Source organism: Micromonospora sp. CNZ297 (assembly GCF_007827625.1).
Map to the genome: position 1 here is coordinate 41,108 of NZ_VISU01000030.1, position 20,478 is coordinate 61,585.

Consider the following 20,478-nt stretch of genomic DNA (forward strand, 5'->3'; position numbering starts at 1 on the left):
AAAGCTGTTCTTCAGAAGGGCTGGAGTCGCCGGACGGCGCTGTCGCAGCCCGCGCTGTCGAGTGCCCGGATCCGGACGGCCACGCCCCCTGCCAGCTCACATCGCCGGACCGGCCTCGACGCGGCCGGCGGGCATCGCCGACACGTCCCAGGCCTGCCCGGGGAGGAGATCTCCGGCTGATGCGCTAGGGGTCGACGTGCCGATCTCTAGGGGTGTACGCCACTCCACAGCGCTTCGTATGGTCGGGCCCCATCGGCTCGTCGTTCCCACTCTCAGCGCACCGGATCGGGTGGCCCGCGAGCGGTGCCGCCCGTCAACGCGCCTCGCGCCAACCCCGCCGTCCGGCGTGCGGCATCCCGGCTGACCGATCGTCGCGGCCCTGCGCCTTTCGGTCGTCCCCTTTCGATCGGAGGTTGAGCTGTTGTCTGTCGGGTTCGATGGCGCCCAGGCCGCGGACGGCGCGGTTGCTCTGGAGCTCGTGGGGGACCTGCGGAGGCCGGCGGTGTGGCCCGCGCGGGCGGCCTCGGTGCACCGGGTGCTGCCCGCCTGGCCGTCGCGCGTGACACCGGCCGGGCACGTCGTGGTGGCGGGGCTCGTGGCGGTCCTGGCCCGCTGGACCGGCCAGGACGAGGTGGTGCTCGGGCTGGCCCCGGCCGGCGGGGTGGTGGCGCGGGTGGACGTCTCGGGCGACCCGGGATTCGGGGAGTTGGCGGCGCGGGTGGGACTGGCGTGGACGGCGCCGGTGGCGGTTCCGAACCGGCCGGACCCGGTGGCGGTGGAGTTGGCCGACGGCCCGGTGGCGGAGACGGGACCGGCCGCGGTGGACGTCGACATGGTGGTACGCGTGGCGGCGGACGGGTCCGTGCTGCGGGTGGACTACGCGGTGGAGGGATTCTCCGCGCAGTTCGTACAGGGACTCGTGGATCAGGTCGTCGTGCTCGTCTCCGCCGGGACGGCGGCGCCGCAGGTAGCCCTGTCGAGGTTGCCGTTGCTGGACGCCGCGGAACGGGAGCGGTTGCTGACGTGGGGACGCGGCCCGGTGCGGGAGATCCCGGGTGAGCCGATCCACGAGCTCGTGCTGGGCTGGGCGCAACGGTCGCCGGAGGCGGTGGCGGGTGTCGCGGGTGACGAGGTGCTGACGTACGGGGAACTGGATCGCCGGTCAGGACTGCTGGCGGCGTACCTGCGGTCGGTGGGTGTCCGTGCCGGTGACGTGGTGTCCGTGGCGCTGGAGCGCGGGTTGTGGTCGCTGGTGGCCGCGATGGGCGTGCTGCGGGCGGGTGCCGCGTACACGCCGATGGACGTGTCGTGGCCCGCGGAGCGGATGCGGGTGCTGCTGGCCGACCACGGCGCGCGGGTGGTGTTGACGGTCGGTGCGGTAGCGCCCCGGATCCCCGCCGGGGACGGGGTCACGGTGGTGGCGCTGGACGACGGCTGGCCTGCGGTACCGGCCGGTGCGGCGACGGATCTGCCTGTGGTGCCGGTGGACGCTCCGGCGTTCGTCATCTACACGTCGGGTTCGACAGGCACGCCGAAGGGCGTGGTGCTGTCGCACGAGAGGCTGACGAACTTCCTGGCGTGGATGACCGACGAGTGCGCCATCGGCCCCGGCAGCCGGATGCTGCACTCGGCGGCACCGGTCTTCGACGCCGCGTTCGGGGAGATGTTCGCCGCGCTCACCGGCGGGGGTTGCGTCGTCGTGTGCCCGCGCGACGATCTGCTCGACGCGCGCCGGCTCACCGACCTGGTCAACAGCCACGGCGTCACGCACACGTTCGGCCCGGCCACCAACATCGCCCCGCTCGACCCGGCCGCCTGTCCCGGCCTCCGCTGCATCATCTTCGGCGGCGAGGCCGTCCCGCCGCGGTTGGCCCAGCGGTGGCTGACGGCGGGCACGCGGGTGGTCAACGCGTACGGGCCGGCCGAGATCGCCGTGGCGTGCACCTGGTTCGACGCGTCGGCCGGGTGGGGTGGCGCGTACGTACCGATCGGCTGGCCGATGCCGAACCGGCAGGTCCGCGTCGTCGACGCGAACCTCGACCTCATGCCGGCCGGGGTTCCCGGGGAGATCCTGATCGCCGGCTTCGGCGTCGCCGACGGTTACCTCAACCGTCCCGAACTGACCGCCCAGCGGTTCGTCACCGACCCGTACGGCGGCGGGCTCGCCTACCGCAGCGGCGACCTGGGGAGATGGAACAGCGCCGGCGCACTGGAGATCCTCGGCCGGATGGACCACCAGGTGAAGGTCAACGGCATCCGCATCGAGCTGGGCGAGATCGAGAGCATCCTCGCCCAGCACCCGGAGGTGGAGACCGCCGTCGTCGTCCGCCGCGAGGACCGGGGCGTGGCCCGACTCGTCGCGTACGTCACCGGGCGCGACGGCCGCACCCCGGCCACCGGCGACCTGCGCGACCACGCCGCGGCCCACCTGCCCAGCTACATGGTCCCCGCCGCCGTCGTCACCCTCGACCGCTTCCCCCTCGGCGGCACCGGCAAGATCGACCGGAATGCCCTTCCCGCACCCGGCGCCCAACGCCCCGACCTCGGCGTGCCGTACGTCGAGCCGGCCACCGAGGGCGAGCGCCTCGTCGCGGAGGTGTTCGCGAGCGTGCTCGGCATCGAGCGGGTCGGCGCCCGCGACAGCTTCTTCCACCTCGGCGGCACGTCGTTGCAGTCCGCAGCCGTCGCCACAGGCATCGACGAGGCCGCCGACGTGGTCGTGCCCGTCTCGCAGATCCACCGCACCCCCACCCCGCACGAGCTGGCCCGGTGGCTCGCCACCGCCCCCCGCCGTACGGACACCGGCTCGACCGCCGGACAGACCCGGCAGCGCCCGGGACCGGTCCCGCTCGCGCAGCAGGTGGCGAAGTGCCTGATGTCGCCGCTGGAGGTCGTCGTCCCGGTCACCTGGTGGATCGAGGGTGAGCTGGACCTACGGGCCCTGATGGCCGCCCTCGGCGACCTACACCACCGCCACCAGGCCCTGCACGCCCGCTACCGGCGCACCGACCCACCAACAGCAATCATCCCACCCAACCCCGGCATGCCCCAGCTACGGCTACTCGCCGACGCCACCACCGAACACGACGCCCTCGACCAACTCGCCGAAGCAGTACAGCAACCACTCGACTACACCCAGGGCCGCAACTGGCGCGCCGCCCTGATCCGAAACAAAACCACCAACCGAATCCTGTTCGGCATCGGCATCCACCACATCGCCTTCGACGGCTGGTCATACGGACTACTCGTACGAGACCTCAGCCACGCCTACACCGCACGACAAGCCGGCCACACACCCACCTGGAAACACCCCGCACCCACACTGCACCAGTCCTACGACGAATACACCCGCCTACGCGACGCCGCCGACCTGCAAACCCAACGAACCTACTGGCGCGAACAACTACGCGACCTGCCCCGCCAAGGCACGGGCCCGGCCACCGCGCCCCTGGAACAGGCCCTCGCCTGGGGACCGAAGGCGGGCCACACCGTCACCGTCACCCCCGAGGTGCTCGACCGCTGGGACCGGGCCGCCCGCGACCACCGCTTCAGCCGCTCCAGCTACTTCGTGGCGGCCTTCGCCTCGGCGCTGCGCGCCATCCATCAGCAGGACGACATCGCCCTGCTGATGGTGGTGGCCAAGCGCGGCAGCCGCGTCCTCGACTCCGCGTTCACCACCCGGCTCAACCTCAACTGCGTGCGGGTGCGCTTCGACGGGCCGCAGGACGACAAGCTGGTCCTGCGGGTCGACGAGACGATCCGCGATCTCATGCGGGCCCAGGACGTTCCCTTCGCGGAGACCGCCGACGATCCCGCCGCCGGGCTCTCCGGCGAGGTGGTCGCGAGCCTGCCGACGTTCGTGTTCCAGGACAACGTGGTGGTGCCGCTGGAGCTGCCCGGCTGCCGGGCCGAGGAGGTCGTCGACCCGTACGCCCGGGAGGTGCCCAACGGGCTCACGGTCGAGGTGCTGCCCCGCGTCGACCATGCTCTCCTGCGCGTCACCATCCGCACCGACTACCTGCCGTACAGCTTCGCCGAGGAGCTGAACCATCACATGCTGCGCTTCCTCGAAGACGGGCCGGCGGGTACACCCACCGCCGGCTGACCGTCCGCCTTTGCGTACCGGACCGCTCGTCGTCGCGTGGCACGCGGCCCGTTGTCCCGAGAGTTCGTGGTTGTCCCTCCGGCGCACCCCTCTGGGTGGCGCCGGCCCTGATCGGAGGCTGGCTCAATGTCTGTCGGAATCGTCGGTGCGCAGGCCACGGATGTCGCTGGGCCCGGCTTCGAGATCCTCGACCTGATGGGGGACCTGCGCCGGCCGGCCGCGTGGCCGGCCCGGGCGGCCTCCGCGTACCGGCCGGTCGACCTGCCCGTCCCGGCGGGGGCGCGCTCCCCCGGCGCGGTGCTGCTGGCCGGTCTGCTGGGGGTGCTGGCCCGGTACACCGGCCAGGCCGAGGTGGCGGTCGGTCTGTCGTCGGGCGGCGTGCTGCGGGTCGACGTCGCGGATGAACCGGGCTTCGGCGAGCTGACGTCGCGGGTGGCCGCGGCGCTGACCGGCCCGGTCACGCGTGACACGGGCGCGGCGGGGCCGGTGGTGGTCGGGCTGGTGGACGCCCCGGTGGCCGAGGTGGGGCCGGACGTGGTGGACGTGGACATCGTGGTGACCGTCGCGGGGGACGGGTCGGCGCTCCGGGTGGACTACGCAGCCGACGGCTTCTCGGCGGACTGGGTGCGGGGTCTGGTGGACCAGACCGTGTCGTTGCTGTCGGCCGGGGTCCGCGAACCCGGGGTGCCGCTGGGGGCGCTGCCGCTGCTGGGCGCGACCGAGCGCGAGCGGCTGCTCGCGTGGGGCCGGGGCCCGGCCCGCCCGGTGCCGGGTGAGCCGCTGCACGAGCTGGTGCTCGAGTGGGCGCGACGCACGCCGGACGCGGTGGCCGGAGTCGCCGCCGGGGAGGTGCTGACGTACGCGGAGCTGGCCCGTCGCTCGGGGGCGCTGGCCGCGCAGCTACGGTCGATGGGCGTACGGCCCGGGGACGTGGTGTCGCTGGCGTTGGACCGCAGCATGTGGACCCTCGTCGCCACCCTGGCGGTGCTGCGCGCCGGGGCGGCGTACACGCCGATGGACGTGTCCTGGCCGGCGGACCGGATGCGGATGCTGCTGGCCGACCACGGCGCTCGGGTCGTCCTCACCGTCGGCGAGGTCGCCCCGCGTGTCCCCAGACCTGACGGCGTACGGGTCGTCGCCCTCGATGTCGACTGGCCCACCCTTGCGGCGGCCGAGGCGGCCGACCTGCCGGTGGTGGCCCCGTCCCGGCCGGCGTTCGTGATCTACACGTCCGGCTCGACCGGGACACCGAAGGGTGTCGTGCTGACCCACGAGCACCTGACGAACTTCGTCACCTGGATGCGGGAGGAGTGCGCGGTCGGCCCGGACAGCCGCATGCTCCATTCCTGCTCCCCCGTCTTCGACGTGGCCCTCGGCGAGATCTACACCGCGCTGACCTCCGGCGCCCGCGTCGTCGTCAGCTCCCGCGACGACCTGCTCGACGCCCGCCGGTTGACGGAGCTGATCGCCAAGGAGCAGGCCACCCACGCGTTCTGCCCACCCACGAACCTCGCCGCCGTCGATCCCGCCGACTGCCCCAGCCTGACGTGCGTGACCCTCGCCGGGGAACCCATTCCGCCCCGCATGGCGCAACGCTGGACGGCCGCCGGTGCCCGCCTGATCAACGCGTACGGGCCCGCGGAGGCCTCCGTCGCCTGCACCTGGTTCGACGCGTCCAAGGGCTGGCCCGGCGCGTACGTGCCCATCGGCCGACCCATGCCCAACCGGCAGATCCGCGTCGTCGACGCCAATCTCGACCTCGTCCCCATGGGCGTCCCCGGCGAGATCCTCATCACCGGCGCCGGCGTCGCCGACGGTTACCTCAACCGCCCCGAACTGACCGCCCAGCGGTTCGTCACCGACCCGTACGGCGGCGGGACCGCCTACCGCACCGGCGACCTCGGCCGGTGGAACGCCGCCGGAGCGCTGGAGATCCTCGGCCGGATGGACCACCAGGTCAAGGTCAACGGCATCCGCATCGAACTCGGTGAGATCGAAGCGACTCTCGAACAACACCCGGACGTCGGCACCGCCGTCGTCACCCGTCGCGAGGACCAGGGCACCGCCCGGCTCGTCGGCTACGTCACCGGGCGCGACGGCCGCGTCCCCGTCACCGCCGACCTGCGGGCACACGCCGCCGCCGTGCTCCCGCCCTACATGGTTCCCGCCGTGATCATGGTCCTGGACCGGTTCCCCACCGGCGGCACCGGCAAGATCGACCGACGGGCGCTACCAGAGCCGGGCTCGCGCCGTCCCGATCTCGACGTGCCATACACCGAACCGGCCACCGACTCCGAACGCCTCGTCGCGGGGATCTTCGCGACGGTGCTCGGGCTGGACCGGGTCGGGGCACTCGACGGGTTCTTCCACCTCGGCGGCACCTCCCTGCAGTCCGCCGCCGTCGCTGTCGCCCTCGACGAGGCCGCCGACGTCGCCGTGCCCGTCTCGCAGATCCACCGCACCCCCACACCGCAGGGGCTGGCCCGCTGGCTCGCCACCGCCCCCCGCCGCCCCGGGGCCGAGCCGGCGCCGTCCGTCACCGGCCGTCCCGGCCCGTCGAAGCCCGTCCCGCTGACCCCGTCCGTCGCGAAGTGCGTCGTGCTCCCCTTCGAACTGGTCTGCCCGACCACCTGGTGGATCGAGGGTGAACTGGACCTACGGGCCCTGATGGCCGCCCTCGGCGACCTACACCACCGCCACCAGGCCCTGCACGCCCGCTACCGGCGCACCGACCCACCAACAGCAATCATCCCACCCAACCCCGGCATGCCCCAGCTACGGCTACTCGCCGACGCCGCCACCGAACACGACGCCCTCGACCAACTCGCCGAAGCAGTACAGCAACCACTCGACTACACCCAGGGCCGCAACTGGCGCGCCGCCCTGATCCGAAACAAAACCACCAACCGAATCCTGTTCGGCATCGGCATCCACCACATCGCCTTCGACGGCTGGTCATACGGACTACTCGTACGAGACCTCAGCCACGCCTACACCGCACGACAAGCCGGCCACACACCCACCTGGAAACACCCCGCACCCACACTGCACCAGTCCTACGACGAATACACCCGCCTACGCGACGCCGCCGACCTGCAAACCCAACGAACCTACTGGCGCGAACAACTACGCGACCTGCCCCGCCAAGGCAAGGGCCGGCCGCAGGAGATCCTGGAACAGACCCCGACCTGGGGCCCCAAGACCGGGCACATCGTCGCCGTCCCGCCCGAGCTGGTGCGGCGCTGGGACCGAGCCGCCGTCGAACACCGCTTCAGCCGTTCCACCTACTTCGCCGCCGCCTACGCCTCGGCGCTACGCGCCATCCACGGGCAGGACGACATCGCCCTGCTGATGATCGTCGCCCAGCGCGGCAGCCGCGTCCTCGACTCCGCCTTCACGAGCAGGATCAGCAGCAACTGTCTCCGGGTCCGGTTCGACGGCCCGGAGAAACACCTGATGCGGGGCCTCCAGCAGGCCGCGGACGAACTGATGGCCGCCCAGGACGTCTCCTTCCTGGAGATGGTCACCGACGACCCGGTCCTCGACCTGCCCCGCGAGGTGATCAACAGCCTGCCCTCGTTCGCCTACCAGGACAACCTCGTCCTCCCGCTGGACCTGCCCGGCTGCCGGACCGAGGAGGTCGTCGAACCGTACGCCCGGGAGTGGTCCGGTGCCTGCGTCGCCGAGGTGCTGCCCGGCGACGAGAGTGTCCTCCTGCGGGTCACCATCCGTACCGATCTGGTCCCGGCCCCCGTCGCCGAGATCCTGGCCACCGGCATGCTGCGCTTCCTGGAAGCCGGCCCCGAGGCGGTCAGCGACACCCGCTGACCGCCGCTTGCCGGCAGGCTCGGCGGCAGCGCGCCGTGCGGCCCGCGCGAGCAGCCCGGCGCGCTCCGGTCCGGGTCAGTGGACGAGGGCCGCCGGGCAGTGCGCGAGCAACTCCGCCGGGGCGTGCACGACCAGGTCGGGGCCGGCGGCGAGCAGCGCCGCGATGTCCCCGCCGTGCCACGTCGTGGCGACGGCCGTCGCCCCGGCGTCCCGGCCGCTGAGCAGGTCGATCACCGCGTCGCCCACCATCATGGCCTCGTGCGGCGGCACGTCGAGGTTGCCCAGTGCCTGGAGCACGATGTCCGGGGCAGGCTTGGGACGGGCCACCTCGTCGGAGCCGATCACCTGGCCGAAGAGGCCCAGCACGCCGAGTTGGTCGAGCAGGGAGCGGGCCCGCGGGCCGGCCTTGCCGGTGGCGATCCCCATTCGGATGCCACGCGAGTGCAGGGTCTCCAGGGTCTCCCGGACGCCGGGGAAGAGCGGCACGAGGTGGGCCATCCGGTAACTCTCGCGGACGAACGGCTCCTCCATCTCCAGGGGCAGCCCCATCAGGCGCATGATGTCCGGGAAGTACCGGCCCATGTGCCGGTTGTACTCCTCGAACGGTGCCGGCCCGTCGCCCACCACCTCGGCGTACGCGATGCTGAACGCCTCACGCATGACGGCCGAACTGTCGACGATGACGCCGTCGAGGTCGAACACGACCGCGCGGATCGGGCCGCGCGCCGGCGACGGCGGGGTCACCTCGACTGTGGACGATGGACGGCTCATGGCTGCTCCCGGAAGGGGTTGGGGCCGAGGGTGGTTCTCACCCGGCGCGATGGCCCACCAGTGCGTGCTGGCGCTCCGGCCGGGTGGGCCGGGCGCACTGGTAGATCCGTTCGATGATGTCGATGGTCCGGCGGGCCTCGGCGACGGCCGCGCCCCGGGCGGCCGGGTCGGCGAGCAGCCCGGGCAGGGCGTCGAGCTGGTGGTCGTACTCCGCGCCGATCGGCTCCCCGGGCAGCGGCAGCCGCGCGGTCCGGCCGTCGCGGGTACGCGTCAGCACCGGCGTGGGCTCCCGGTTGGGACTGAAGCCGAACGTGCAGCGCAGCGTCGCCGACCCCGCGGCGCCGTGCACGGTGACGGTGGTGCGGTCCAGCGACTCGTGCGAGGCCCAGCAGGCGTGCAGGGCGACGGAGGCGCCGGTGTCGGTGAGCAGGAACCCACGGGCGGTGTCCTCGACGTCGCCGGGAACGTGGCCTGCGGTGTCGGCCCCGCCGCGCCAGGCGGCGTGGGCGGCGCTGTCGTTGACGAAGTCGTCCGAGACGCTGCCGATCGCGTGAGTGACCCGGGCCGGGCCGAGCAGCGGCAGCACCGTGTCGAGCAGGTGCCAGCCGAGGTCCACCAGCGCGCCCCCGCCGGACTGGTCGCGGCGGGTGAACCAGCCGCCCGCGTCGGGCACCCCTCGGGCGCGAACCCAGGCCACATCGACGTGCCGGATCGGGCCCAGCCCGCCGGCCACGTCGGCCAGCGCCCGGATGTCGGCCCGGTAACGGGCGGCGCTGCCGGCCAGCAGCACCGCGCCGCCGTCGCGCTCCGCGTCGGCCAGGATGCCCGCCTCGGCGGAGGTCAGGCAGACCGGCTTCTCCAGGAACACCGGTACGCCCCGGCGCAGCAGCCGGACGGCGACGACCGCGTGCAGGTGGTTCGGTACGGCGACCACCGCCAGGTCGACCGTTCCGGCGGGCAGGTCCTCGACGTCGGCGTACGCGGACGCGACGGCGTGGGTGTCGCGGGCCTGATCGCGCACCACGGGCTGCGGGTCGACCACGGCGACCACCTCGAAGCCGGGGTGTGCGGCGAGCCGGGGCAGCCAGATCTCCCGCCCGGCCCAGCCGAGGCCGACCACCGCGACCCGCACCGGCCGGCCGGCCGCGGCCGGGGGCCGGGCCGTCATCCGGCGAGGACGTCGGCGAGCACGGCGGCGATCTCGTGCATCTGCTGCTCCGTGCCGAGCAGGGTGCGGTGGTGCAGCCAGACGCAGTCGGAGTGGATCTGCTCGGTGTTGGGGCAGCGGGCCGCGATCGCCTCTACCGACTCGTCGGACGCGCCGGCCATCCAGAAGCCCTCGCACCGGTAGATCGCCCGGAACGCCACGAACGCCGGGACGCCCCGGGCGATGAGCGCGTCCACCACGGCACGGCGGCGCTCGATGCCGATCCCGGGGATACGGAACATCGCCATGTAGTGCGGGTTGCGGTCGGTGCGGGGGTCGGTCGCCTGCGGGACGACGCCCGGGATCTCGGCGAGCAGGCTCGACAGCAGCGGCCAGCGCTGCTCGCGCAGCGCGATCTGCTCGTCGAGGCGGGTCAGCTGGGCGCGTAGCACAGCGGCGGTGAACTCGCTCATCCGGTAGTTCGAGCCGGTGGTGCTGTGCAGGTATTCGCGGTCGGTGCGGGGCCGGCCGCAGCTGTGCACGAGGAATGCCCGCTCGCGCAGTTCCTCGTCGGGGAAGACGACCGCTCCGCCCTCGCCGGCGGTCATGAGCTTGCCGTTCTGGAAGCTGAAGGCGGCCACCGAGCCGAGCGCGCCGGCCCGTCGGCCCCGCCACTGCGCGCCGTGGGCGTGTGCCGCGTCCTGCAGCAGAGCCACCCCGGCGTCGGCGGCGAGCTTGTCGAGCGCGTCCATGTCGGCGAACTGCCCGGCCATGTGCACCGGCATGATCACCTTGGTACGGGGGGTGATCGCGGCCTCGACGGCGGCGGGGTCGACGCAGTAGGTGTCCAGGTCGACGTCGACCGGCACGGCGACCGCGCCGAGACGCTGCGCGGCCAGCGAGGACGAGATGAACGTGAAGGCCGGGACGATCACCTCCGTCCCGGGGCCGACGCCGAGCACCTCCAGCGCGACTTCCAGCGCGTGGGTGCCGTTGGTGACGGCGAGCGCGTGAGGGCTGCCGTGGTAGTCACCGAACTCCCGCTCGAAGGAGTCGACCTCACTGCCGCCCATCCGCCACCACTGACCCTGTTCGAGGGCGCGGATCAGTCCGGTTCGCTCCTCGTCGCCGTACTGCGGCCACTCGGGGAACTCGGACACCGTCGAGGGCTGACCACTCATGACTTCCCACTTCCCAACTCGGGCAGACCAGGGGCTTCGACTGACCATCGGGCGGGACGACCCGAGACCGCCGGTACGCGGTCCGGGCACAGCGGAGCACCGGATGGCCGCGCGGTACGTGACGCCTCCGTCCGGAGCCGGCGGCGTCGCTCAGCAGGGAGGACGGTAACCGACGCGGATACGCGGTCACCGCCCCTAACAGCCCCTAGCCACCCCTTAGTCCACCCGCGCCTCGGGCGCCGCCGGTTCGCCGGGAGCCGTTGGCGTAGTAAGACTGCGGTGACCAGTCATCAGGCTCTGCGGGACCAGGGCCGTGCCCCACGAGGTGAAGCGTGTCGGACGTACTGCTGCTGAACGGCCCGAACCTGGGCATTCTCGGCCGGCGGGAACCGGAGATCTACGGCACCGACACCCTGGACGACATCCAACGCGCCGTCGGCGAGGAGGTCGCCACCCGGGGCTGGGGTGTGGTCGCCGAGCAGCACGACTGCGAGGGTGCGCTGATCCGCACGATCCAGAACAGCTACGACACGGTGGGCGCGATCGTCAACCCGGGCGCCCTGATGATCGCGGGCTGGAGCCTGCGCGACGCGCTGGCCAACTACCCCCGGCCCTTCGTCGAGGTGCATCTGTCCAACGTGTGGGCGCGGGAGAGCTTCCGGCACGACTCGGTGATCGCCCCGCTGGCCAGCGGGGTGATCGTCGGGCTCGGAGCGCTGGGCTACCGGCTGGCCGCGCGCGCCCTCACCGCGACCGTCCGATGACGACCGGGCACCCCGCCGTCCAGTGCCGTGGGCGCCGGCGTGCCGGCAGCGCGGTCGTCCGCACGTCCCGACTCTTCCCGAAGGACCTCACGTGGAGATCTCCGTCCTCGTCCTGACCCTCGTCCTCGCCGCCGTGTTCGTGGGCACCGCCGTGCCGAAGCTCACCGGGCAGGCACAGATGCGCGAGCGGATGGACCACCTCGGCGTCTCGCCGGGGCTGACACGCGCGCTGGGGGTGCTGGAACTCGCCGCGGTCGCCGGGCTGCTGCTCGGCCTGCTCTGGCCGCCCCTGGGCATCGCCGCGGCGATCGGTCTCGCCCTGCAGATGGCGGGCGCGGTCGTCTACCACTCCCGGGCCAAGGACCCGGCCGCGACGATCCTGACGCCGGTGATCTTTGCCGTGGCCGCCCTCGCGCTCGTCTACCTGCACGTGCGGCTGGGCTGAGGCCGGCCGTGTCCGGTCCGCAGCGCCACGGCGGCGTCCTCGGCATCGACGTCGGCGGCACCAAGGTCGCGTTGCGCGCGGAGGCGCCCGGGCAGCCGGCGTACGACCGCACCTTCCGCTGGCCCCGGACTGCCGACCCGGCCGCCGACCTGACGGTGCTGGCCGTCGAGGTGGACCGGCTGCGCGACCGGTGGGGACCGGTGGACGCGGTCGGGGTGGCCATGCCGGCGACCACTGACACCGGTGGCACCGTCACCACCTGGCCTGGGCGCCCCGGCTGGGTGGGCCTCGACCTCACCGGCGCGCTGCGCCGCCTCTTTCCCGACGCGGCAACCGCCGTCGCCGACGATGGTGATCTCGCCGCCCTTGCAGAGGCGCGCTGCGCCGGCGCGGACGACGTGGTCTACCTGGGCGTCGGCACCGGGATCGGCGGTGGCGTCGTACTGGCCGGCCGGCCGGTGCCGGGCCGGTCCTCCGCCGAGATCGGTCACGTGGTCGTCGCTCTCGATGGTGAGCGCTGCGACTGCGACCGGCATGGCTGCCTCCAGTCCATCGCGTCCGGCCCCGCCACCCTGCGCCGTGCTGCCGCCCGCCGGGGCGGCGAGGTGGGCTTCGATGACCTGCGGGCCGGACTCGACGGGCGCGAGCCCTGGGCGGTGGCGGCGGTCGAGGAGAGCTGCCGGGCGCTGGCGGCGGCGGTGGTGAGCCTCGGCGAGATCCTCGATCCGGCGCTGGCGATCGTGGGCGGCGGGTTCGCCGCCGGCCTGCCCGGCTTCGTGCCGCTCGTCGCGGAACGGGCACGCCGCGCCGGCCGGCCCGGCCGTCCGGCGCCACCGGTGCGTCCCGCCGCCCTCGGCGGGCTGTCGTCCCTGCACGGCGCGGTGGAGCTGGCTCGTGACCTGACCGGCACGCCGGCTCCCGCGCGCCCCACCCCCATCGCGTAGAGGAGAGCAGCATGGTCAGGATCGGTGTCATCGTCGGCAGCACGCGACCCGGCCGCAAGGCCGACGCCGTGGCCCGCTGGGTGCGCGACGTCGCCGCCAAGCGGGGCGACGCCACTGTCGAGCTGGTCGACATCGCCGACTACGCCCTGCCACACTTCGACGAGGTGCTGCCACCGTCGATGGCGCCGTCGCGACGCCCCGCCGTACGCCGCTGGGCGACGACCGTGGCCGGGTTCGACGGCTTCGTCTTCGTCACGCCGGAGTACAACCACTCCATCCCGGGCGCACTGAAGGATTCCCTCGACTTCCTCTACCAGGAGTGGCAGCACGCCGCCGCCGGCCTCGTCAGCTACGGCGTGCACGGCGGCACCCGGGCGGCGGAGCACCTGCGGCTGGTGCTCGGGCAGCTCGGCGTCGCCGACGTCCGCTCCCAGGTCGCGCTCTCTCTGACGACCGACTTCGTCAACTTCCGCGACTTCCGGCCGGCCGCGCACCACGAGCAGGCCCTCGGCACCATGCTCGACGAGGTGGTCGCCTGGGCCGGCACACTGCGGACGCTGCGCCGGGCCTGACGCCGCTGCGGCTGCGCGGGCCGGCGACCGTGGTCGGGCACCGGCATCGACCCGCTGGCACGGCACGGCGGGAAACGAGTTCGCGCCGGCCACGGCGGAGGACGAAGGGACACCCTGGAGGGACGCCCGCCGTCGTAGGCCGGGCCGGCCCGCGCAGTGCGGCGACCGCCACCGCGAGGACCACCGGCGGTGGTGGCTCCCACCCATGATCGGCTGTCCTCTGTCGTCGCTGCGGCATGACACGATGGCCGTGCCCTGCGCCGCCGGTGGCCGGGCACGACACTGATGGAGTCGGGATGTCAGAACTGGCCGGCACGCCGGTGCCAGGATTGGCGAAGCTGTGGACGCACGACCCGGTCACCGCCGGCCGGTATCGGCTGCTCGGCCGGCTGGGCGCGGGTGGGCAGGGGGTCGTCTACCTCGGTGAGGACGACGCTGGTGACCGCGTCGCGGTCAAGATGGTCAACGTCGACCTGACTGATCCACGGGCGCGGTCGCAGTTCGTGAAGGAGATCGCCGCCGCGCGCCGGGTCGCTCCGTTCTGCACCGCGCAGGTGCTCTTCGCCGAGGTCGACGGCGAGCGTCCCTACGTGGTCAGTGAGTTCATCGAAGGCCCGACCCTGCACCGGCACGTCCGCGAACGCGGCCCGGTGACCGGTAACGCCCTGCACCGGCTCGCGGTCGGCACTGTCACCGCGCTCGCCGCGATCCACAGTGCCGGCGTGGTGCACTGCGATCTGAAGCCGGACAACGTGGTGCTGGGCAGGGACGGCCCTAGGGTGATCGACTTCGGCATCGCTCGCGCGCTGGGCGTGACCGAGACGGCGTCCAGCCGGGTCATGGGGACCACCGCGTACATGGCACCCGAGCGGTTCCGCAACGACGCGGTCGGTCCGCCCTGCGACGTCTTCGCCTGGGCGGCCACGATCGCGTTCGCTGCCGGTGGCCGGCCACCCTTCGGCGATGATTCGCTCTTCGCCGTGATGCACCGGGTGCTGCACGATCCGCCCGACCTGCCGGCGTTGCCTCCGGTGCTGGACGAGCTGATCCGGGAGTGCCTGGCGAAGGATCCGGCGGATCGGCCGGGTGCCGAGCAGGTGCTGGTGCGGCTGCTGCGGCAGGACGCCACGGCCACCGTGCCGCTACGTCGGGAGAGCCTGCTCGAGGTCGGCAACGAGACCGCGGGCACGCCGACGCCGAACCATCCCCTTCCCCGGATCACGCCGACGGCACCGCAGCCGCGCCCGACGCAGCCACAGCCACAGCCACAGCCGACGGTGCCGACCCAGGCCCGGCCGACGCAGCCGGCACACCCACGGATGACGACCCAGCCGGCGTACCTGCCGGCGACGGAGCCCGGCGTCGGCGCCGGGTCCGGCGGCGCGTTGCGGCGACTGCGTCGTGAGGCCCTCGACGCCTGGGGCATCTCGACAGCGCTCTTCCTCGGCTCGGCCGGCGCCGCCGCCGGCTACGTCGCGTCGAGCGCGATCGGCCCGGCCGCCGCAGTCGGGGCGGTCGCCTTCGTCGTGGTCTACCTGGTCCGGCTGCTGGTCGCTACGGCGGTCGGGGGACGGTCCGACCGCCCGTGACGCCGCGGCAGGGGTCCGGGTCGCCGGCTGGCGCCGGATCGATAGGTTGACGGCCACCAGCCGCCCGCCGAGGAGGACGCCCCGATGACCCCATCCGTTACCCGCACGCGGCAGTGGTTGCCCTACACCGCCGCCGTCACCGCCGGGCTGGTGGTCATCGCCGGGGCGTTCGTGTTCGTCCAGCAGCGCGATGCGGGCAGCGAGGTGCCCCGCACCGACTGCGCCACCACCCTCCAGGTCAACTCGTCGACGGAGAAGGCGGCGCTGCTGGTCGACCTGGCCGAGCGCTACAACCGCAGCAGCCGGTCGATCGACGGCGGTGGCTGCGCCCAGGTGCACGTCAGCGCGCTCAACTCGGGCCAGGCCGCCGAGGCGCTGGCCACCGGCTGGACCCACACCGGCCTGCCGCGACCACAGGTCTGGCTGCCGACGTCGAGCCTGTGGACCGGCCAGCTCCGGCTGCTCGACCAAGCCGCCGGGCGAGCACCGCAGACCCCGGACCGCTACCCGTCGATCGCCAACAGCCCACTGGTGATCGCGATGCCGCAGCCCAAGGCCGAACTGATACGCCGGCGCGGGCCGCTGGGCTGGGGGGAGATCCTGGGCCTGTCCGGGCGGGACGGATGGGCGGGCTTCGGCAAGCCGGAGTGGGGCCGCTTCACCTTCGGCAAGGACAACCCCAACCTGTCCACCTCCGGGCTGGCGGCGACCATCGCCACCTACTACGCGGCGGTGCAACGGTCCAGCGACCTGACCCGGTCCGACCTTGCCGACCCCGCGGTCACCCAGTTCGTCCGCCGGATCGAGGCCAATGTGTCGCACTACAGCGACGATTCGGTGGACCTGCTGCGCAGCCTCGCCGAGGCGGACCTGGCGGGCGGCGCGGGCAGTACTGACGACATGAGCGCCATCGTCCTCCAGGAGGAACTCGTGGACCTCTACAACACGGGTGCGCTGAGCCCTCGGCAGGACGGGCAGGAGCGGGGCCGCAGGCCGAACGTCCCGCTGGTCGCCGTCCACCCCAAGGAGGGCACGTTCAACCTGGACCACCCGTTCGTGGTGCTGCCCTCCGCCGACGAGCGGCAGCGGGCGGCGGCGACCGACTTCCTGGCCTTCCTGACCGAGGACGCCCAGCAGGAGAGCTTCGCCCGCCTCGGCTTCCGGGACCACGAGCGCCGAGCCTCGGCGGAGCTGCTCGCCAACGTCGGCGCCGAGCCCACCGGTGGGCTGAGCTACTTCGAGCCCCCGGACCCGCAGGTGGTCGGCGCGATGCTGGACGGCTGGCGGACGCTCCGCAAGAAGGCCAACATCCTGATAGCCCTGGACACGTCCGGGTCCATGCAGGCGATGGTCGGCACCCGCACCCGCTTCCAGGTCGCCTCAGCAGCGGCGGGCAAGGGCCTCGCGCTGCTCAACACCGAGGACCGGGTGGGTCTCTGGTCGTTCTCCTCGGAGACCCGGAAGCGGCCGAAGAGCCCCTACCGGGAGGAGATCCCTCTCGGCGAGTTCGACCAGAAGCGGATCAACAGCAAGATCGCCGGCCTGCACGTCGACGGCGGCACCGCGCTCTACGCGACGGTCCGGGCCGCGCACCGAGAGCTGCTCGACCGGTACGACCCACAGCGGATCAACGCGATCGTCGTGCTGACCGACGGCAAGAACGAGTACCGGCAGGACAACGACCTGGCCGGCCTGCTCGCCGAGGTCGCCCTCGACCCGCGGCGTCCGGTGAAGGTGTTCTGCATCGCCTTCGACCGGGAGTCGGACTTCGCCACCCTGGACAGGATCGCCAAGGCATCATCGGGCAAGGCCTTCGACGCGACCGATCCGGCCAAGATCGACGAAGCGTTCGTGAAGCTGGTCAGCAGCTTCTGACGCCGACGCGCCCCGCTCGCCACGAGCCCGCGGCGCGACCGACGGTCTCCGCAGCCCCGCCGGTGAACAGCGCCGGCCGGAGTAGGGAGCACCCCGACACCGGTCCGGTCCGCCGACGCCCTAACCTCGGCGTACAACGAGTGCCGGGCCTCCGGGATGACCAGCAGGTCGCCCTCCCCACCGGTCCACGGCTGATCCGGCGCGACCAGCCGGACCCGCCCCCGCAGTACCTGGAGCGTCGCCTCATCGATCAGGCTCCCGGTGCGACGACCAACCGCTCCGCGGCGACCTGCGCCGCGTCGGTGCGTACGACGCCGGCGAACTCGCGGGCGCGGGCGGCCACCTCCGGCCGCAGCGCGGCGCCCAGAGCCTCGGTCAGCGACTCGACGGTCGGCACGGAGCCGGGGTGTGCGGCGCCGATGCCGAGCGCGGACACCCGGCGCGCGAAGTAGTGCTGGTCGTACACCTGCGGTACGACGACCTGCGGCGTCCCGGCCCGCGCGGCCGTGGTCGTGGTGCCCGCGCCGCCATGGTGGACCACCACGGCCACCTCCCGGAACAGGTCCTGCTGGTTCACTTCGCCGACCACCAGGCAGTCGGGGGACCGGTCGACCGGCGAGAGCGGCGCCCAGCCCCGGGAGACGACCAGCCGGCAACCGACCGCGCGCACGGCCCGCACGGCCGTCTCCAGCAGACCCGGGGGTGCGGCGACGCTGCCGAATCCGACGTAGACGCACGGCCCGCCGGCGTCCAGGAAGGCCGTCAGCTCGGCGGGCAGGGCCCGCTTGTCGGGCAGGAGCCAGGCGCCCGGTTGGTAGACGGCCGGATCGGCGACGTCCGGCCAGGGTGCCAGGGTCGGGTCGGTGGCCAGCCACGGCCGGTCGGTGTGGATGTGGTCGCTGACGTCGTCGACCGTGCCCAACCCCACCGCCGACCGCAGCGCGTTGAGGGGCGCGGCGAAGGTGTCGTTGACGTGCCGCAGGTTGGCGGCCCACAGGTCGCTGTTGTCGGCCGACGCGGGCGCCGGGACCTCCCCGAACACCGGCAGCGGCAGCGGGGGGTGGTGGGGTGAGGGAAGGGCCGCCGGGCAGAGCGCCGCGAAGACGTACGGGATGCCGCGCTTCTCCGCCACGGTGCGGGCGGCGATCTGGAGGCCCGTCGACGCGACGAGGACGTCACAGTCCCGGGCTGCGGCCGACAGCACCTCGAACTGGATGCCGATGGAGGACTCGGCGAGCTTGCGTACCTGCGCGGGCGAGGGTTTTGGCACGGCGGCCCGCGACCTGGGCGCCGCCGACCTGCGCCAGGGCGGGCCGACGGGCACGAAGGGAATCCTGAAGCTGGCCACCCAGCGGGCGAAGTCGGGCGGGGCGCAGAGGCGGACCTGGTGGCCGAGGGCCGTCAACCGCGACGCGAGCGCCACCAGTGGTTGGACATCGCCGCGCGACCCGAGAGTCGACAGCAGTACGCGCATGATACTCGCCTTTCCGTCTTTTGCCCCGGATCCGGGCGCGGCTGGGCCAGGCCCGACAGCGTTGTCGGGCCTGGCCGCACCGTCGATCTGCTATCCCCGCGTCGTGGAGCGCCCCGGCACCAGGGCAGCGGGTCGCGCTCTGGTGCCGGTCTGAGCGGGTACCCGGCGCGCGCCGGGCGCGGGTCGGAGGGGCCGCAGGATCAGTACGTGGCCGAGCCCCTCGACCGCGCGCAGCTCGGCCGCGCAGGCCGCGGCCTGCGCCTGGCGCAGGTAGTCCAGCGTCTGCGGGTCGGCGGCGCACATCCCCGGCGTCGAGTCGGCGGTGGCGACCAGGTGGACCTCGCCGGCCAGCAGCAGCGAGGCCGAGATGAACTGGCAGAGTTCCGGCCACAGCAGGTACCGCCAGAAGTCCACGCTGATCACCGCGTCCAGGCTGCCCGGCGGCATGGGCGGGGCGACGCCGAGCAGGTGGAAGTTGGTCCGCCCGATGGGTGCGGCGTAGTCGTAGGTCAACGCCGAGGTGGGCAACCCGGAATCGGCGCGGCCGGTGCCGATCCAGAGCGTGCGGTGCCCCCGCACCTGGCCGGCGAGGCGCGCGGCGGCGGGCCCGATGGCGCAGGCCGACCGCTCGACGCACTCGTTGATGAGCGCGCGATAGTGCAGGATGCGCCGGATCGCCTCGTACCCCATGACGGCGGTAAGGAACTCCCACTCCAGGCACGGATAGAGCCGGGCCGCCTGCTGGAAGTTGGCCTTCATCTCCATCCAGTTGCGGGTGATGTTCTTGTGGTGCGGCAGGTGGACGACCCGGGCGTCGTCGTCGTAGCCGAAGTTGACGCCGTCGGGGAGGCTGCGGTCGACGCGGTAGAACAACTCGACGTCCTCCACGCCGTAGCTCAGACCGAACGCCTCGCGGTAACCACCGACCTGCGCGAAGTGAGCGCTGGTCAGCGAGATGTTGTGCGTGTAGGCGATGACCCAGCCGGCCCGGAGCCACTCGCCCCCGTCGTCGGGAAGCCCCGTGGCGAACCGCAGGTCGCCGCCGTGCGGGAAGGCGCGTGCGACCGCGTGCGACTCCCCGGCCAGCACTGCCGGCAGGTCAGCGAGGCCGATCTCGTCCCGCCGGCCGATCAGCACCGCCGCGTTGCCGGGCACGCTGTGCCAGGCGAGGTGCCGCTCCAGCAGGTCGGGCACCGCCCACGAGTCGGCGTCGAGGAAGACCAGCAGAGGTGCGCAGGCACGGCGCGCCCCCTCGTTGCGGGCGACGGAGCGGCCCTTGCGCTCGGCGAGTTCCAGCACTCGCAGGCGGAGACCGGCACCCTCGGCGAGCGCCTCGGCGTACCCGTCGGACGAGCCACCGTCCCGGACCACGATCACCTCGAAGCGTTCCGGCGGCAGCGTCTGCCGGGTCAGCGCCCTGAGGGTCAGCGCGAGGCACTGCGGATCCTGGTAGGTCGGCATCACCACGCTCAGCGCCGGAGGGTTGGTGGGCAGCGACATGGCGATCCTCTCCGTCAGACGATCTTGCCGTCGGGGGGCGGCGACATCGTCAGACGATAACGCTCCGCGACGACATCCTTACGCATCAATAGGGGTCTATAGGGGTGCACTGTCCCGACATGACAGTCGCCGCCTGACCGGAACCTACCCACGCGCAGGAGCAGCAGCCGCGATAGGAAGCAGAGGGTTAGGTCGTGTTTCGTAGGGCGCGGAGCCATTGGTTGATGGCGGCGATGGTGAGGGTGGCTTCATAGCGCACGGCGAGTTTGTCGTAGCGGGTGGC

General features: G+C 72.9%; 13 protein-coding genes. 8 read left to right on the forward strand and 5 right to left on the reverse strand.

The genetic code is table 11. The annotated features are described in order from the left end of the window. The first annotated feature begins 502 nt into the window (after positions 1-502). On the forward strand, positions 503-4,105 hold the full coding sequence (locus FB454_RS31295) for a non-ribosomal peptide synthetase (protein WP_486481621.1): 3,603 nt from the start codon (positions 503-505) through the stop codon (positions 4,103-4,105). A 126-nt stretch (positions 4,106-4,231) separates the two neighbouring features. Continuing rightward, entirely contained in the window at positions 4,232-7,933 is a 3,702-nt protein-coding gene (locus tag FB454_RS31300) for a non-ribosomal peptide synthetase (RefSeq protein WP_145755646.1), read from the forward strand. A gap of 75 nt (positions 7,934-8,008) precedes the next feature. Here the strand turns inward: FB454_RS31300 and FB454_RS31305 are convergent, their stop codons facing one another. From FB454_RS31305 to FB454_RS31315, 3 genes are read right to left on the reverse strand one after another with little or no spacing between them, the layout of a single operon-like run. Continuing rightward, positions 8,009-8,704: an HAD-IA family hydrolase gene (locus FB454_RS31305; RefSeq protein ID WP_013477291.1), complete on the reverse strand. Its 696-nt coding sequence runs from the start codon at positions 8,702-8,704 to the stop codon at positions 8,009-8,011. A gap of 37 nt (positions 8,705-8,741) precedes the next feature. Further along, on the reverse strand, positions 8,742-9,872 hold the full coding sequence (locus FB454_RS31310; RefSeq protein WP_091328812.1) for a Gfo/Idh/MocA family protein: 1,131 nt from the start codon (positions 9,870-9,872) through the stop codon (positions 8,742-8,744). Beyond that, positions 9,869-11,032: a DegT/DnrJ/EryC1/StrS family aminotransferase gene (locus tag FB454_RS31315; protein WP_030274336.1), complete on the reverse strand. Its 1,164-nt coding sequence runs from the start codon at positions 11,030-11,032 to the stop codon at positions 9,869-9,871. The genes FB454_RS31310 and FB454_RS31315 overlap by 4 nt, the downstream gene beginning before the upstream one ends. A gap of 332 nt (positions 11,033-11,364) precedes the next feature. Here FB454_RS31315 and FB454_RS31320 point away from each other — a divergent pair, with 332 nt between their 5' ends. The 6 genes from FB454_RS31320 to FB454_RS31345 all read left to right on the forward strand — a co-directional run bounded on the left by FB454_RS31320 (position 11,365) and on the right by FB454_RS31345 (position 17,221). Beyond that, positions 11,365-11,796, forward strand: coding sequence for a type II 3-dehydroquinate dehydratase (locus FB454_RS31320; protein WP_013285616.1), 432 nt, complete (start codon positions 11,365-11,367; stop codon positions 11,794-11,796). Positions 11,797-11,887: 91 nt separating this feature from the next. Continuing rightward, a complete protein-coding gene (locus tag FB454_RS31325) occupies positions 11,888-12,241 on the forward strand; it encodes a DoxX family protein (RefSeq protein ID WP_013285615.1) in 354 nt (117 codons plus the stop codon). An 8-nt stretch (positions 12,242-12,249) separates the two neighbouring features. Beyond that, a complete protein-coding gene (locus tag FB454_RS31330; RefSeq protein WP_013477294.1) occupies positions 12,250-13,185 on the forward strand; it encodes an ROK family protein in 936 nt (311 codons plus the stop codon). An 11-nt stretch (positions 13,186-13,196) separates the two neighbouring features. Beyond that, positions 13,197-13,757, forward strand: a complete 561-nt coding sequence (locus FB454_RS31335) for an NADPH-dependent FMN reductase (RefSeq protein WP_013285613.1) — start codon at positions 13,197-13,199, stop codon at positions 13,755-13,757. A gap of 296 nt (positions 13,758-14,053) precedes the next feature. Continuing rightward, on the forward strand, positions 14,054-15,346 hold the full coding sequence (locus FB454_RS31340) for a serine/threonine-protein kinase (protein WP_053065508.1): 1,293 nt from the start codon (positions 14,054-14,056) through the stop codon (positions 15,344-15,346). A gap of 84 nt (positions 15,347-15,430) precedes the next feature. Next, positions 15,431-17,221: a substrate-binding and vWA domain-containing protein gene (locus FB454_RS31345; RefSeq protein WP_047893889.1), complete on the forward strand. Its 1,791-nt coding sequence runs from the start codon at positions 15,431-15,433 to the stop codon at positions 17,219-17,221. Positions 17,222-17,471: 250 nt separating this feature from the next. Here FB454_RS31345 and FB454_RS31350 read toward each other — a convergent pair whose 3' ends face one another. Both FB454_RS31350 and FB454_RS31355 read right to left on the reverse strand, forming a co-directional pair. Further along, entirely contained in the window at positions 17,472-18,695 is a 1,224-nt protein-coding gene (locus FB454_RS31350; protein ID WP_145755645.1) for a glycosyltransferase, read from the reverse strand. Between the two features lie 90 nt (positions 18,696-18,785). Continuing rightward, positions 18,786-20,195 (reverse strand): glycosyltransferase family 2 protein, encoded by a 1,410-nt coding sequence (locus FB454_RS31355; RefSeq protein WP_145755644.1) that lies wholly within the window; start codon positions 20,193-20,195, stop codon positions 18,786-18,788. Positions 20,196-20,478: the final 283 nt, after the last annotated feature.